Genomic DNA, 15,662 nt, shown 5'->3' with positions numbered 1-15,662 from the left:
TCCGCTAACGAAAGTGTGAATGGAGCCAAGGGCGGACAGAACTGACTTTAAAGGAAAGGAGTGAAGAAATTGCATAACTTAAAACGGATCGCTTACACAGGCTGCCTGACGGCAGTTATGGCAGTCACCATATTCGGATGCAGTGCAAAAGGAAACGGACGGGTCATAATAACTCAGGAGGGCAGAAAAATCACTTTATTAAATACTGCTAAATCCCAGGACGCTGAAACGACAGAACCAGCCAACGAGTTTATTATAGAAAAAATTGACAAAATAGTTGGAGTGCAGGGAGAAGACTGGTTAGAAGGTGATAATATTTTAATTACAAGAGAAAACCTGGACTTAGAACCCATACGCGTTGCTGATTCCATGGAAAATATAAGAAATTTATTTACTTATAATACGGGCACGGGTAAGAAGGTACTTTTATATAAGGAAAATGATTACCTGTATATGCCTATCGTATCTCCGGACAAAAAGCATATCCTGGTGCAGACTTATAAGGATGGGGAGCTGAAAGGACAGATACTAGATCAAAACGGGAGTGTTATTGTAACTGTATCGGAGGAAAATACGCAAAAGGGTCTCCATCTCTCATACAGTAATGCAAAATGGGTTAATAATGACCTTGTGATTGTACCTTCATCTGGTGATGGAGTCTGTCTTATCCATGTGAATGCGGATATAGAAGTGATGGATGGGATAGACCGGATGCAGACCGATACGGCAGTTATGGCAGAAGATAAGATATACTATATTTCTACGGACAGAAACCTTATGTCCGTAGATGTTAATACCAGGGAAAAAACCGTTGTCAAAGAAAAAATATATGATTTTGAACTGTCTCCAAAGAAAGATAAATTTGCTCTTGAGAAAAAGTTAAATAACGGTAAAATAGCGTTAATCATTACGGATCTTTCCGGTAATGAACTTTCCCAATTAACCGTGGGAAAATCCGTATTCGGTATGAGCTGGTCACCAGACCAGACAAAACTTGCCTATATAAAATTAGATGATAAGGAAAGTGAAAACGGGCTTTATATTATGAAACTTGAGGATAAAGAAAGCTTATATGTATCACAGGATTTTATAGGAATTGACAATGGTTTAAAATGGAATACCGCAGGAAATAAGGTCTTAGCCAGCATATCTGAAGTAAAGGATATGAAACTTATTGATAATTCTTATATTATATCTTTAAGATAAATTTTAAGAACAAATGGTAAGAGCAAATGGTAAGAGCAATTGCTAAGATCAAATGCTCAGAATAACTGGTACAAAGGTTAAAATAGTTTTGGAAAACAGCCGGTACAAAGGATGAAATAATTTTAGATGAAGCAGGTGGAATAAATGAGAATTGAAGAAAATTATTATAAAAATTATAGAAAAAAGCATAATAAAACCTTGACGGCGGCTCTGTTCGTAAGTTTATCAGTCAGTATGGCAGTTTTAACAGGCTGCAGTTCAAAAAAGCAGGTTATTACCTTATTGGATAATACCAAAAGCGGTATAGAACAAAGCACAGACCTTGATACGGCAGAGAGCGCCACTGCACAGCAGGATAACAGTGTAGAAAATACAGCAAATTCCAGTGAGGAAAACGGAAATACTATTAACAGTGCATCGACGGTAGAAAACTCAGCAGGAGAAGAAACAGGCGAAACGAATGTAAGTACCGGAGAAGAGAATAATCTGGATAAATTAATTGGTCTACTGGGATTAACGAAAGAAGAGATTAGCAAAGAATTAGGGGAGGAACCATCAAAGATTGACGAAGGCGGACTGGAATTTATAAATTATGGTATTCGTGTCTGGTTTGATGAGGGAGCTAAAGTGAATCAAATCTTTTTTTTGGCTGGAGATATCGATTTAAAGGGGGTTAAGGCTGGGGATACGATAAGCGCATTTAAAGAAGTATTTGGTGACCCGGTAAAGGATAATAACGGAGATGCCCATTTTAAATATGGAGACATCTATCTATCTGTTAATTATGAAAAGGATACCCTAAAGACGTATGGAATTTATATTTTAAAGGAAGATTTCTAATATCAGGCAAAAGGAATGGTCCTATTGAATTCTTAATGGATACCATTTGCTCCGGCATCATGCAATTCAAGTAATAAAAGCTCCTATCTTCTGTATGTAGAGTGCAAAAGGTTAGGAGCTTTTTATAGTAATTTAGGCGATTTTAGGTTATAAAGCATTGTTTGGAATGGAAAATTCTGTTATACTGTCACTAGGATGATAAGATAATAAATGATTGAATTCTTATTATTCAGATAAAAACTATAACCGGACAAAAACTTACCCATTGTATAAGGGAATAAGTAAAAGATCCATGAATTTTACAAAAAAGAAAGGCAGCGCTATGAATTTTTTAGAGAACAAAATAAAAGAATTATCAGAATATTTACCGCCCATGACGAAAAGAATGGATTTTGAGGATTTTTGGGAGGAAACCATTCAGATAGCAAAAAGTGTGGATTTAAGACCTGAGTTTATGGAATATGATTATCCTTGTGACCAGGTAAAAGTTTATTCCATCTCTTATAACGGCTTTGATGATACCAGAATTTATGGGTGGTATATCATTCCTGTTTTCTTAAAGAAAGAGAAATATCCCTGTCTCATTAATTATCATGGATATACCGGAAGCCGTGGAGTTCCTGCTGATTTCATGGCATGGGCCATGATGGGATTAGCCGTGATAACCATCGATTGCAGAGGCCAGGGAGGAGTAACTGGTAATAAAGCTACTTATTCTTCTGGCATAACAGATAATGTAACCAATAAAGGGATTTTAGATAAATACGAATATTACTACAGGCATGTTTATATGGATAGCCTGAAAGCGATAGATTTCGCAGAGGTATGTCCGGAAGTAGATAAGGATAGAATTATAATTAACGGTGGAAGTCAAGGGGGAGCTCTTGGCATGGCAGTCAGCTGTTTGGATCACCGTCATAAAATTGCCATGGTAGATGTACCCAGCAACAGCAATATTGAAAGAAGAGTGGAGGGCTGCCACGGAGCCTTCACCGGTGTAAAGGATTATCTCACCAGATACCCGGAGCATTTAAATAAGGCTTATGAGACCTTAAGTTATTTTGATACCATGAATATGGCAGATAAAATTACCTGTAAGATTTTTGCTTCGGTTGCCCTTAAAGATGATGTTTGTCCTGCTGTCTGTTATTTTGCATCTTATAATCGGATTACCGCGCCAAAGCAGATAGAAGTATATCCATTTAACGGTCATGACGGAGCTAATCACGTTCAGTTTGAGAAAAAGTTAAGGTATTTAAGGGAAAGTGGTATATTATTATAATCGATCCATTAATGAGCGGAGTTATTTATATAGATAAAAAACGGTATGAGCGGGGTTATTTATATGGATAGAAAAATGGTTATGGGAAAATTGATAGGATTTCTGAGTTTAATTATTTAGTCGAATGTTGCGGGAACACGTTAATAGACTAATTAATCAAATTATTGCTTGACAATACTTGAATAATTTAATATAATCATAACAGGATAAAGATGTCTGAATTTTACAGTTCAGACATCTTTTTTTCTTAATCAATAAAGCAGGGTTTGCAGAGAGAGGTGACATTTATGATAAAAATGGAGAATGTGAATAAGTTCTTTGGGGATCTTCATGTGCTAAAAGATGTCAGCTTAGAAGTTGCAGAAGGTGAAAAGCTGGTTATAATCGGACCCTCCGGTTCCGGTAAATCTACCGCAGTTCGTTGTTTGAATTTTCTGGAAGAACCGACCAGTGGTCATGTATATATTAACGGAGAAAAGTTAACCTCGAGGAACAAGACGAAAGTGGTCAGAGAATCTACCTCTATGGTTTTTCAGCAGTTTAACTTATATCCTCATATGACCGTACTAAAGAATCTGACATTGGCTCCTTTGAAACTATACCACAAGAGTAAAAAAGAAGCTGAGGAAATGGCCTATCATTATCTTGATATTGTCGGACTCAGGGATAAGGCGTTTGTTTATCCGTCGACCCTTTCCGGCGGACAACAGCAGCGTATTGCTATAGCCCGGGCTTTGTGTGCACAGACTAAGATTATTTTGTTTGATGAACCGACATCGGCACTTGACCCTGAGACAATTCAGGAAGTATTGGATGTCATGATAAAATTAGCGAAAGAGAATATAACGATGGTGGTGGTCACTCATGAGATGGGATTTGCCCGTCAGGTAGCAGACCGGATTGTCTTTATGGCAGATGGACAGATCATTGAAGAGGGCGTACCCGAACATTTTTTTACAAATCCGGAAAATGACCGTGTTAAGCAATTTCTTGGCAAGATAATTCGTTAAGAAAAGCTCCGGCTAAATAACGGATTAAGTTCTATAGAACACATCAACCCTGTAATAGAATTAAGGAGGAGACTTTATGAAGAATTTAAAAAAATATGTAAGCCTTATACTTAGTGTACTTTTATTAACATCCCTGCTAGTGGCCTGCAAAGGGAATGAAAGCAGTACAAAAACATCCACTGCTGATGCAACAACTGAGTCAGTAACATCGGAGAGTGATACAGTTAATGAAGATACAGCATCATCAGAATATCCTGCAGATGTTCAGGCTATTATTGACCGGGGTGTTTTAAGAGTCGGAGTTAAGAATGCAGTTATCGGTTTTGGTTATCAGGACCCGTTGACACAGGAGTATAGCGGTCTTGAAATTTCTTTGGCAAAGAAAATTGCAGAACATCTTGGCGTAGAGGTTGAATATACTGCCGTTACAGCTGCAACTCGTACGGAATTACTGGACTCCGGTGATATTGACTGTGTTTTGGCTACATTTACAATCACGGATGAAAGAAAGGAAAGCTGGGATTTCTCAACACCTTATTTTACGGATTATGTTACTGTATTAGTAGAAAATGCATCCGGTATTAAGTCTTTGAACGATTTAGCAGATAAGACAGTAGGTGTTTCCTCCGGTTCAACCTCAGCCAAAGCTTTAATAAAAGCCATGATTGAGGGTGGAATCATAAGTGGAGATAACTTCAAGGAAGATTCTTTCGATCCGGCAACCTGGACGGAGGGAGTTAAGTTCCATCAATATGATGACTATCCGACGATTTCCACAGCATTAAGTGCCGGAGAAATTGATGCCTTCTGTGTGGATAAATCCATTCTTGCAGCTTATAACAGTGATAGCAGGTCTTACATAGCCGATAAGTTTGCTCCCCAGAATTACGGAGTAGCTACGAAAAAAGGTTCGGGGTTAACGGCCGTGATTGAACAATTGGTTCAAGACTGGCTGGCAGACGGAACAGTGAAAGGCTTAATTGCTGACAACGGATTGGAATAAATAGGAAGCTGTTCGGTTTATAACCTACAAGGGACGGCTGCAAAATTGTAAAAGTAAATAATCTTTCATTTGGAATACGGATTATGTTTTAAGAAATTTTGTTCCAGGTTCGCGCGAATAAGTGCTGCATTTTATTCTGGCAGCCTTTTGCACATACTCTTCACAAAAATTCTGAAAATGTAATCCGTTTTCTTACTTGGGTAATTTACTGTTTGAATTCTGCAGCAGCCTTTTATATACTAAATAACAGGAGGAAAATGAGTGGATGGTTTATTTTCAATAACTCAATGGGAAAAGGTATGGACTTACCGTAACACCTTTCTCTTAGGTTTATATAATACTGGCAGAACGGCCTTGTTCGCCCTATTATTATCACTGATCCTGGGAATATTATTTGGGTTGATGGCTACCAGCGGTAAGAAAGGTCTGGAAGTAATCAGCCGTATTTACGTGGAGTTAATCCAAAATACTCCTTTGATTCTTCAGCTATGTTTTCTTTATTATGCGCTGGCATTTATGGGTAAAAGCATGGGGATTATTGTCACCGGCATGTTTGCGCTTGGTATTTATCATGGGGCTTATATGGCTGAAGTCGTTCGGGCTGGTATCGGTGCGATTCCCAAAGGACAATTTGAAGCGGCCGATTCACAAGGCTTTCAATATTTTGAAAAGATGTATTATATAATACTACCGCAAAGCATAAAGATTATATTACCGCCTATGGTGAATCAAGTAGTCAATCTAGTTAAGAATACGTCGTGCCTTTATATTATAGGAGGAGCAGATTTGATTTCTCTGACCTATAGCTTTGTTACGGGCGCTACGACTGGAGGGGCTTATGCACCGGCTTATCTAGTCAGCGGTCTTTTATTTTTTGCCATTTGCTTTCCCCTTTCAACTTTGGCAAGTGTATGGGAAAACTCTCTTAAAAAGAGAGAACTAAAAACAGAGGACAAGGGAAAAACCATAACAGATGGGATGGTGATTAAATAATGAATACATTAGACGGAAGTTTATCAATACTTAAGAACCCAGCAGTCCTAAATTATATTTTTAAAGGTGTTGCATTTACAATTATATTATCTGTAATTGCTGTTGGCATTGGCATACTTTTAGGTTCTGTTCTTGCACTTGTGCGAAACTATTGCATTACCAGAAAAACCAGGGTTTTTAGATGGCTGGCAGTAGCTTATATCGAGATATTCAGAAATACTCCGCTGCTGCTCTGGATTTTTATTTGTCTTGTATTTTTTCCATTTCCAGAATTTTTATCAAAAAAGATGTTTGGTCTTACGTCTGTAGAAGTTAAACTTTTATTTAAAGGAGCTGCAGCATTAATTTTATTCACTTCTTCTGTTATTGCTGAAATTATACGGGGAGGCTTGAATTCGGTGGCACAGGGACAATTCGAAGCCGGACACTCTCAAGGTTTTAATACAGTGCAGATTATGATTTATATTATACTGCCACAAGCTTACCGAAATATTATACCTACACTGCTCAGTCAGGTAATCACTACAATAAAAGATTCCTCTTATCTGGCCAATATAGCAGTAATTGAATTAATGGCAAGGGTGAAGACATTATTAAGTGCGGCGAATCGATACAACGGCACCGGATCGGTGAATGTATCGGATGTTTTTGTTTTATTTGGGTTTGCTGCTTTGATTTATTTTATTATCAATTTTACGTTATCTTCCCTGGTCAGGTATATGCAAAAGCATCCGCGTATACCCAAAAGCACAACCCGTATGTCATAACGGATGTATATAGAGAAGAAAGGAATGGGGGTTTAATTTTTGGATAATTATGTGGTTACAATTTCAAGGCAGTTTGCAAGTTTTGGACGTTCAATTGCGCAAAAGATGTCGGAAGAGCTGCAAATTGAATTTTACGACAGGGATATCGTTGAGGCAACTGCGAAACGGATGGGGCAGCCAATTCCTGTCATTAGTAATGAAGAGGAAAACTCGAATTCGGTATTCTTCAGGCGAAAATATCCACTGGGAATGGGGGTCGCCAACATACAGGATGAAATTTTTAATATTCAGACCAATATCATACGTGATATTGCAAAAAAAGAATCCTGCATTATTGTAGGAAGATGTGCCGGCAGTGTACTTAAGGATTATGCGAAATGCTTAAATATATATATCTATGCACCTTATGAAAGCAGACTGAAAAATTGCATTGACACCTTTCAGATGGAACCTAAAGCTGCCCGCAAGATGATTAAAGATATTGATAAAGCCAGAGAGAATTATCGCTACCGTTATTGCCCGGAAGTGGATAATCCCTATGATGGCTACGATATTATGATTGACAGCAGTCACTTTGGTATTGATATGACAGCAAAAATATTAGTTGATATTGTTAAAAATGTATTACTTGGATAAACTGGAATTTATTAGAATTTTTGTTTTGATACAGGAATATTTGTGAAAATAAGAGAGTACTTGAACTTTAGAGATAATTGTTTAGAGATAATTGGTAGTAATATTATCTTAATAAATGAATCAATCGAAAAAAGGTCACACAGTCTTGGCTGAATGTGACCTTTTTCATTGTTTTGAGATTACGAGGCTCCTAATTCTTTTCAATTTGTCTGCCCTCAGGGTCCATATAATAGTCATCTTTATAAATTAGCTGAGAAATCGGTACAATTTGATATCCTTTATTTTCTAATCCGGTAATCAACGAATCCAGAGCTTCTTTAATATATTTTGCGCCGTTATGACAGAGTATGATGGAACCATTACCGAGATGCTTATTATTAACGACAGAATTTATGATGGGATCAATACCATAATCTTTCCAGTCCATGGAATCCACATCCCATTCAATACAATAATATCCCAGTTCATTGGTTGCTTCGATTAAAGTGTTATTGTAATCACCATAAGGTGGACGAAAAAGGTTCATATCTAACCCGGTTAATTCTTTTACTTTATTATGAGTATTTACTATTTCCTCTTTGCATTGTTCCTTCGATAATTCAGACATATGCTTATGATTCTCACTGTGATTACCCAGGTCATGACCTGCTGCGGCTATGGCTTTTACATCTTCCGGATATTTTTCAATCCATCCTCCAGTCATAAAAAAGGTAACCTTGATATTGTGTCTAGCCAGGATTTTAAGAATTTCTGCCGTATCCTCATTCCCCCAAGGGAATGCTAGATAAGGACTGTAGGAAACATCCGGGGTTCGGGTGTTTTTTTGTGGCATATAATTGTGAATAGATGATCTTGTTAACCTATCGGTTTAAGGAAGATATGATTAATATTGTTATAGGAATGATATGTTCAACATCTGTGCTAATTAAGTTGATAACGTTCCGATTGGTTACTATAATCATCAGTAAGAACTTCAACTCGCAGGTCGATCCAATCAGAATATCGCTATAACCGATATCCCAGAGATAGAACTATAGTAGGATTAAGATAAGACTATGATTCAACGAAGAGTATTGTATTGGAATAAAAAGGTAGAGATAATTTGTTCGTAGTGGTATAATATGTTAAAAATCGGTTGCGCTATAATTACGAAGCTATCTATTTATCTCTATTTATATTAGAAAGGTGCCCTATGGATGTCATATTTAAACCTTTACTGTTTGGTCTTTTAATAGGCATATTAGTATATACAATTATAAAAGCAAGTAAGAATAATCCCATAGTTATAAAAAAAATATCAATCATTGGCTTGAGTATGTCTATAATTTTGTCAGTATTAATAGTATTTTTTTTAATATTTTTCATATTCAATATGCATTAAAATTCCTTATAATTTCCTTATAATTAGGCGATAAAATGTAGATATAAAGTATTCATATGTTTAATGCAGCAAATATGCCAAACATATAAATAATTATCTTGAAAAGGAGTTATAGAAATGCATCGATCCATTTATTTGAAAGAAGAAGTTAAAAAGATATTAAATATTGGTTTTATGGAAGTTAGCATAATCTTTTTGATGTATACAATATTAATCCTGTTGAAATATTTTGCACTTGATGATGCAAGAATCACTAAATTAGTTCCATTTGTATCAATATTGTTTGGAGTGTTTTACTGGTTGAAATTTATTGATGGAGGGCGATTAAATGAATTGGGGTTAACTTTCCCTGAAAAAAATAAAATCGCTGTGATTTTTATATTTATAATTTTAGCAGCAACTCCGGGTTTAATTGATTTTAAGATTTTAGAAAATTTTTCATTCACAAAGGAGGAGATTTCGAAAGCCGTTTCTAAGATTTTCTATTATTTTATAGTTGCTTTTTCAGAGGAATTACTTTTTAGAGGATATATTAAATATAAATTATGCAATATGAAGAAATGGAAATGGGTAATGACTTCAGCAGTTTTATTTGCATTTTTACATTTTTTATCATCAGATAAAATGACTATGGTTTTATTTACAATGCTCCTTCTTTCTGGAATTGTATTTGCAGTTGCTTATGAAAATATCCAATCCATTATTCCACTTGTCGCTTTTCACATGATTTGGGATATTTATTCGGAGTATAGTAATAATTACAGCAATATCTTTTATATTTTAATCATTTGGATTTTACTGGTATTTATTTCAAGTATACATGTTAGAGAAATAAAAAGGTGCAGGAAAGTGGAAATAAATATAAGATAATTTAATATTAGGAGGAATAAATATGAGTGTAATATTATCAGTAGATGATGATATAGAGATTCAAAAATTAATTAAAAAAGCATTGGAATCACAGCAGCATACTGTAATCACATATTTTAATTCTAAAGACTTGGATATAAAGTCTTTTTCTAGATTTGATTTGATTATTTTAGATGTGATGATGCCTAATATTGATGGTTTTACACTATGTAGTATGATACGTGAAGTTACAGATTGTCCAATATTGTTTCTGACTGCAAGAAATAATGAGGCGGATTTGATTACTGGTCTTAGTCTTGGTGCCGATGATTATATATGTAAACCCTTTGGGATAGGTGAATTGAGGGCTAGAGTGGAAGCCCACTTAAGAAGAGAATACAGAGAAAAGAGTAATTCTTTTCAAATTTCGGGATTACGATTTGCAATAAATTCGAAAGAAGTATATTGGAATAATATTTTACTACCTTTTACTAAAAGTGAATATGGGATTAGTGAGTTTCTGGCTCTCCATAGAGGACAGGTGTTCTCCAGGGAACAAATATATCAGGCAGTGTTCGGATTTGATAAGGATAGCTTTGATAATGTTATAGTTGAACATATTAAAAATATTAGAAATAAATTAAATGTGTATGGAATATCAGTAATTGATACTGTGTGGGGGATCGGATATAGGTGGAAAGAACAAAAAAGATAAAGTCAGTAAAAAATACATTTGCGAAATATATCGCTATATTTGGGCTTAGTTTGTTAATAAATTTTATTGTGATTCTTATGTTGTCTCGGATTTTAACATCCTTACAGCTAATAGATACAACCTATGATACGTGGAAAGTAGTTGCATTTTTAATCCTTTCTGTAGCAGAATTAATTCTGCTTTCCAATTTATTTGGAAGGACTATAAAAAAAGACTTGATGTTATTAGAAAAAATCACAGAAAGTATTTTATCAGAAAATCTTGATATTAGTATATCAGGTTCTGAGATAAAGGAAATAGATGAAATAATGCAATCCCTTGAATTAATGAAAGTTGAACTAAGGAATACTTTGACGGCAGAGTGGAAAAACGAGGAAAACAAAATTATTTCATTATCTGCAATCGCTCATGATATAAAAACACCCTTAACAGTTGTGAAAGCCTCTTCGGAACTTCTTATGGAAACAGAACAATCCGAGGAGCAAAATGAATATAGCTTAAGTATATATCATAATGTAGAAAAAATTGAAAAGTATGTATTGATTTTATTAGAGGTTATGAAATATAACATGGAAATCGAAATGGATTTTCAATATAAAGATTTTAGAAATATGTTAGACGGAATTGATAAATCATTTCAAATCATGGCAGTAAATAATGAAATTCGGTATGAATTACATATTGGGGAAATTCCGCAACAGGTTTTAATTGATGAATTGCAACTAAGTCGTGTTATTGAAAATATAGTTATAAATGCGATGGATTATTCGGGAAAAAATGGTATTGTATCATTAACAGTCAATGCAGTTGATGATAATTTGATATTTATAATAGAGGATTCCGGCAAAGGATTTTCAAAAGATGAAATGGTAAATGGGACTAAGCAATTTTATAGAGGTGATAAAAGCAGAAATAGTCAGAATCATTTTGGCTTGGGATTATACATAGCGGATTCAATCATAAAAAAACATGATGGAAGTTTAACATTAGATAAGTCAGAAAAATGGAAAGGAGCTCAAGTTACAGTAAAAATTCCTATAAGGTAAGTTAGTTGTTTTATCATTATATTATCGATAAATCTTTTTTTTGCACACCAAAATATAGAAAAAAAAGTAAAAATATGATAATTATATTGACAAAATATGTTAAAACATAATATTATGGAAATGTCGATACTATCGATAGGTTAGAAAAAACTACAGCATTTAGGTAAAAAAGTTTCATTTTATGGAGCTATAAGAATAATGAGGGGGTGAATCAATGAAACCTATTAATGAAAAAAAAGAATTATGGACAGAGCTTAGTGTAGAAAAATTAGAAAAAAGAGAAGAATACATACATGTATGTATTGATTGCTGCTACAAAATTTGCATAGACTGTTGCTTTAAAATTTAACAATATATAACTCAAATTAGTAGTAATTGTTTTTTAATGGTTTAGTAAATTAATTTTCACTAAGGTTGTAGTTTTTTCCTAATCAATAAGATCATAGCGAGTTGTTTAATGAAGGGTTATATTAACAGAAAGGATAAATATGGGAGTATTAACAAAGTATGTATCAATGTATGAGCTGGATAATTCAAATTATTTATTGATTAATGCACTTTCTGGAGCAATCGATTTAATTGATGTAGAGTGCAAAGAAAAGATTAAAAATATGATTAACGATAATAAGGTGAATGAAGATGATATAGAATTATTTGATTCACTTAAAGATCGAGGATACATTTTTCCTAGCAGAGCTAAAGAAATGGAAGAGCTAGAGAGACAGAGAGCCTTTCGGAAAACTATTATTGAAAAATCAGCATTAATGTTTGTCATTTGTCCAACGACATTTTGTAATTTGAATTGCAAGTATTGCTTTGAAAGCCAGGAAACCAGAAGTAATGCGAAAGTTATGTCAGATAGACAAATTAAGAATATTTTTTCGATAATTCGAAATTTGCGGAATAATTCAGATGCAAAATTAAATATTGTTGAATTATTTGGCGGAGAACCTTTGTTACCTATGACAATGGAAGTAAATAAGAAAATTTTTCAATTTGTTAAAGAAGAAAAAATGCTGCTGAATATCATTACGAACGGAACTCATTTGCTTGATTATAAGGATTTAATGAAAGAATATAAAGACCAGATTATGTCAATGCAAATAACAATAGACGGAACTAAAGCAATACATGATAAACGCAGATTTAAAAAAGATGGTACCGGAACTTTTGACTTGATTTGTCAGGGGATTGATATGCTGTTAGAAGTGGGGTTACCTAAAGTAAATATTCGAGTGAATATCGATAATGAAAATATAGATTATTTAGAAGAATTTGTGGCTTTTATTGATGAAAAGAGATGGAGAGAACACGAAAATTTCCATTGTGATATAGCACCTGTGACGGATCATACAGATCAAAAACCTGATGAAATAATGGAAGAAAGTGACATAGTGCGTAAAATAATAGAGGTATATCCTCAATACGATACAGAAAACAGCTTTACTCAGTTAGCTATGTTTCGGATTTTGGAGCATATTGCCAAAGTTTTAGGAATAATAAAAAGTGAAGGAAGTTTTAGTAAATTTACTTATTGTGAAGCTAATAGAATGCAATTTTATGTTTTTGAGCCAAGTGGGAAAATATATGCTTGTCCTGAGGCTGTAGGTGAAGAAAGGTATGCGATAGGTGATTTTAATGAAGAAATAGTCTTTGATGAAAAGTTGCTTAATCTTTGGTCAGGAAGAAGTATATTAACGATTCCTAAGTGTATAGACTGCAATATAGCTCCATTCTGCGGTGGTGGATGTGCATATGCTGCGCTTGGAACGAATGGAGATATCAATGATCCTGTTTGTAATAATGCACATGAGGTTATCAGTGAGTATTTAAAAGGATTAGCACCTTACATTTTAGAGAAGTTTGGTTGATATTATAAAGAAGGGAGAAAGATGGATTATATTAAAGTAAAGAATTATGTAAGGTATGATTTTGATGTTAATGAGATGGGAAAATACTATATTTTACGATTTGACAATGATGAACAATATAAAGTAAGTGAAATGGCTGAAACGATTATTCAAAAATTTGATGGGCAGCAAAATAATAATGAAATAATAGCTTCTTTAAATAAAGAAAATATTATTATTACTATTGATGAAATCAATGATTTTATTAAAACTTTTTTGATGAAAAATAATATGATTGAAGGAACTGACGAAGCATTGAATGCAGAGTCACGGTTATGGTTCCATATGCCAATTGTAAAAGGAAAAAGGATTGAACCTGTTTTAAAGTTGTTTGGAAATCTATGCAATGCTAGAATTATGGTCGCCCAGGTTTTTTTTTTATTTTATTTCAATTTATATATATATTCTCCGGAAATTACTTAAAAGTATTCAGTGACATCTGGAATAATAATACAATTACTGTTGTAGTTATTCTTTTGATTTCAAGTGTTTTACATGAGTTAGGTCATGCAAGTGCAGCAAGCTATTATGGTTGTGAGGTAGGAGATTTAGGTATTGGATTATATTTGTTTAAACCAGTATTTTATACAGATCTATCAAAAGCATGGGTGTTAAATAGGAAAAAAAGAGTAATAACAGATCTTTCAGGAATATATTTCCAGATACTAACTGTAAATGTACTTGCTGTATTAGGTTTATTTTTTAAAAACAGTGAATTGAGAGTAGCAATGCTTTCTGTAATTATATTAGCAATTATAAATTTGAATCCATTTTTACGTTTAGATGGATATTGGATTTTAAGTGATTGGCTTGGAATTGTGAATATAAATAAAAGGGCTTTTGATTCAATAAAGTATGCCTTTAAGAAAATTATATTTAAGAGAGATATTGTTATTGACAATAAAATAAATTTAACAAAAGGAAGACGAATAATATTAAATGCTTATATGAGCATATATTTGGTATTTACTTTTGCTGCTTTAAGTATGATTGTATATTTGACCATTAATCTACTGGAAGGTAATCTGGGAATAGTATCTATGATTAATGATTTTATAAGAGCATTTACAGATAGCAATATATCAGAGATATATAGGACTTTTAATAAGTTATTAATGACAATTTTGCCGTACATATATTTAGTAATGTTCCTTAGCTCTTTAGGAAGGTCATTGATAAAAGGTAAATTAAAAGTTACTAAAGAATAATTACATAATGCAAGGTTATAAATGAATTATGCAAGTACTAATATTCCTGATTAACAGTAAGACACTAACTTTTATGAATTTTAACGATTTGGAAGATAGGGGGTAACGGGAATTATTCCGTAAAATAATAATATGAATTTAGTTTTAAGATCGGATAAAATCTGCAAGAGAGTCATAGTGGAAAATACAAACACAGAAATATTAAAGTCAGTTGATTTAGAGATATTTCAAGACGAGTTTGTAGCTATAATGGGTGCCAGTGGCAGTGGCAAGAGTACATTATTAGGAATTTTAGCAGGTGTTGATTCCGAATATGAGGGAAATGTAAACGTTCTGGGGAAGGATATAAAAGACTTAGATGATGATCAGTTAACGCAATTTAGAAATAAGAATATAGGCATAATATTTCAAGCCTTCAACTTGTTGCCCGACATTAATATCATAGAAAATGTTAAAGTTCCGTTATATTTTTCAAATAATAAGTTAAGCGGTAATGAAAAGGCAAAAGAATTATTAAGAATGGTGGGGTTAGAAGGTAAAGAGAAACTATTTCCAAGACAATTATCAGGAGGAGAACAGCAGAGAGTGGCAATTGCAAGGGCTTTGGTCAATTCTCCGTCAGTTGTATTTGCTGATGAACCGACAGGAGCATTAGACAAGGTTAATGGAGAAATGATTATAAAGTTACTAAAGGAAGGCAGAGAAAAAAAGAATATGACGATTGTGATGGTTACACATGATTACAGTTTGGCCACTCAAGCTGACAGAACTATATGTATTGAAGATGGGAAGATTATAAATAAGAAAGAATAAGGT

The 15,662-nt window shown here is 33.8% G+C and carries 16 protein-coding genes and 1 pseudogene; 16 read left to right on the top strand and 1 reads right to left on the bottom strand.

Going from position 1 to position 15,662, the window contains the following annotated elements:
* Nucleotides 1-69 precede the first annotated feature (69 nt).
* The 8 genes from QA584_RS21330 (at nt 70) to QA584_RS21295 (ending at nt 7,737) form a co-directional block, all read left to right on the top strand.
* A complete protein-coding gene (locus QA584_RS21330) occupies nt 70-1,206 on the top strand; it encodes a hypothetical protein (protein WP_278271126.1) in 1,137 nt (378 codons plus the stop codon).
* A gap of 144 nt (nt 1,207-1,350) precedes the next feature.
* Nucleotides 1,351-2,046 (top strand): hypothetical protein, encoded by a 696-nt coding sequence (locus QA584_RS21325; RefSeq protein ID WP_278271125.1) that lies wholly within the window; start codon nt 1,351-1,353, stop codon nt 2,044-2,046.
* A 292-nt stretch (nt 2,047-2,338) separates the two neighbouring features.
* Nucleotides 2,339-3,328 (top strand): acetylxylan esterase, encoded by a 990-nt coding sequence (locus QA584_RS21320; RefSeq protein WP_278271124.1) that lies wholly within the window; start codon nt 2,339-2,341, stop codon nt 3,326-3,328.
* A 287-nt stretch (nt 3,329-3,615) separates the two neighbouring features.
* Nucleotides 3,616-4,338, top strand: a complete 723-nt coding sequence (locus tag QA584_RS21315) for an amino acid ABC transporter ATP-binding protein (RefSeq protein WP_278271123.1) — start codon at nt 3,616-3,618, stop codon at nt 4,336-4,338.
* A 76-nt stretch (nt 4,339-4,414) separates the two neighbouring features.
* Nucleotides 4,415-5,341, top strand: coding sequence for a transporter substrate-binding domain-containing protein (locus QA584_RS21310; RefSeq protein WP_278271122.1), 927 nt, complete (start codon nt 4,415-4,417; stop codon nt 5,339-5,341).
* Between the two features lie 261 nt (nt 5,342-5,602).
* Complete coding sequence (locus QA584_RS21305) at nt 5,603-6,334, top strand: amino acid ABC transporter permease (protein ID WP_278271121.1); 732 nt, start codon at nt 5,603-5,605, stop codon at nt 6,332-6,334.
* Nucleotides 6,334-7,101 carry an amino acid ABC transporter permease gene (locus tag QA584_RS21300; RefSeq protein ID WP_278271120.1) on the top strand — a complete coding sequence of 256 codons (768 nt, stop codon included), beginning with the start codon at nt 6,334-6,336 and terminating at the stop codon, nt 7,099-7,101. The genes QA584_RS21305 and QA584_RS21300 overlap by 1 nt, the downstream gene beginning before the upstream one ends.
* Nucleotides 7,102-7,140: 39 nt before the next feature.
* Nucleotides 7,141-7,737 (top strand): cytidylate kinase-like family protein, encoded by a 597-nt coding sequence (locus QA584_RS21295; RefSeq protein WP_278271119.1) that lies wholly within the window; start codon nt 7,141-7,143, stop codon nt 7,735-7,737.
* Nucleotides 7,738-7,927: 190 nt separating this feature from the next.
* On the opposite strand, the pseudogene QA584_RS21290 reads toward QA584_RS21295, so the two are convergent.
* Nucleotides 7,928-8,509, bottom strand: a pseudogene (locus QA584_RS21290) (polysaccharide deacetylase family protein); the annotation flags it as partial.
* Between the two features lie 726 nt (nt 8,510-9,235).
* Between QA584_RS21290 and QA584_RS21285 the strand changes: the two are divergent.
* The 8 genes from QA584_RS21285 to QA584_RS21250 all read left to right on the top strand — a co-directional run bounded on the left by QA584_RS21285 (nt 9,236) and on the right by QA584_RS21250 (nt 15,659).
* Nucleotides 9,236-9,988: a CPBP family intramembrane glutamic endopeptidase gene (locus tag QA584_RS21285; RefSeq protein ID WP_278271118.1), complete on the top strand. Its 753-nt coding sequence runs from the start codon at nt 9,236-9,238 to the stop codon at nt 9,986-9,988.
* Nucleotides 9,989-10,010: 22 nt separating this feature from the next.
* A complete protein-coding gene (locus QA584_RS21280) occupies nt 10,011-10,682 on the top strand; it encodes a response regulator transcription factor (RefSeq protein WP_278271117.1) in 672 nt (223 codons plus the stop codon).
* Nucleotides 10,661-11,728 carry a sensor histidine kinase gene (locus tag QA584_RS21275; protein WP_278271116.1) on the top strand — a complete coding sequence of 356 codons (1,068 nt, stop codon included), beginning with the start codon at nt 10,661-10,663 and terminating at the stop codon, nt 11,726-11,728. Before QA584_RS21280 ends, QA584_RS21275 begins: the two co-directional genes overlap by 22 nt.
* 214 nt (nt 11,729-11,942) lie before the next feature.
* Nucleotides 11,943-12,077: a hypothetical protein gene (locus QA584_RS21270; RefSeq protein ID WP_278271115.1), complete on the top strand. Its 135-nt coding sequence runs from the start codon at nt 11,943-11,945 to the stop codon at nt 12,075-12,077.
* A gap of 139 nt (nt 12,078-12,216) precedes the next feature.
* Complete coding sequence (locus QA584_RS21265) at nt 12,217-13,599, top strand: radical SAM/SPASM domain-containing protein (RefSeq protein WP_278271114.1); 1,383 nt, start codon at nt 12,217-12,219, stop codon at nt 13,597-13,599.
* A 21-nt stretch (nt 13,600-13,620) separates the two neighbouring features.
* A complete protein-coding gene (locus QA584_RS21260) occupies nt 13,621-14,061 on the top strand; it encodes a hypothetical protein (protein ID WP_278271113.1) in 441 nt (146 codons plus the stop codon).
* Nucleotides 14,062-14,114: 53 nt separating this feature from the next.
* Nucleotides 14,115-14,846, top strand: a complete 732-nt coding sequence (locus tag QA584_RS21255; protein WP_278271112.1) for a hypothetical protein — start codon at nt 14,115-14,117, stop codon at nt 14,844-14,846.
* 177 nt (nt 14,847-15,023) lie between these two features.
* Complete coding sequence (locus QA584_RS21250) at nt 15,024-15,659, top strand: ABC transporter ATP-binding protein (protein WP_278271111.1); 636 nt, start codon at nt 15,024-15,026, stop codon at nt 15,657-15,659.
* Nucleotides 15,660-15,662 lie beyond the last annotated feature (3 nt).

The sequence above is a fragment of the Anaerocolumna sp. AGMB13025 genome (assembly GCF_029689925.1).
GTDB lineage: Bacteria > Bacillota > Clostridia > Lachnospirales > Lachnospiraceae > Anaerocolumna.
The sequence above is the reverse complement of the archived record's forward strand: the minus strand, read 5'-3'. Positions and strand labels throughout refer to the sequence as shown.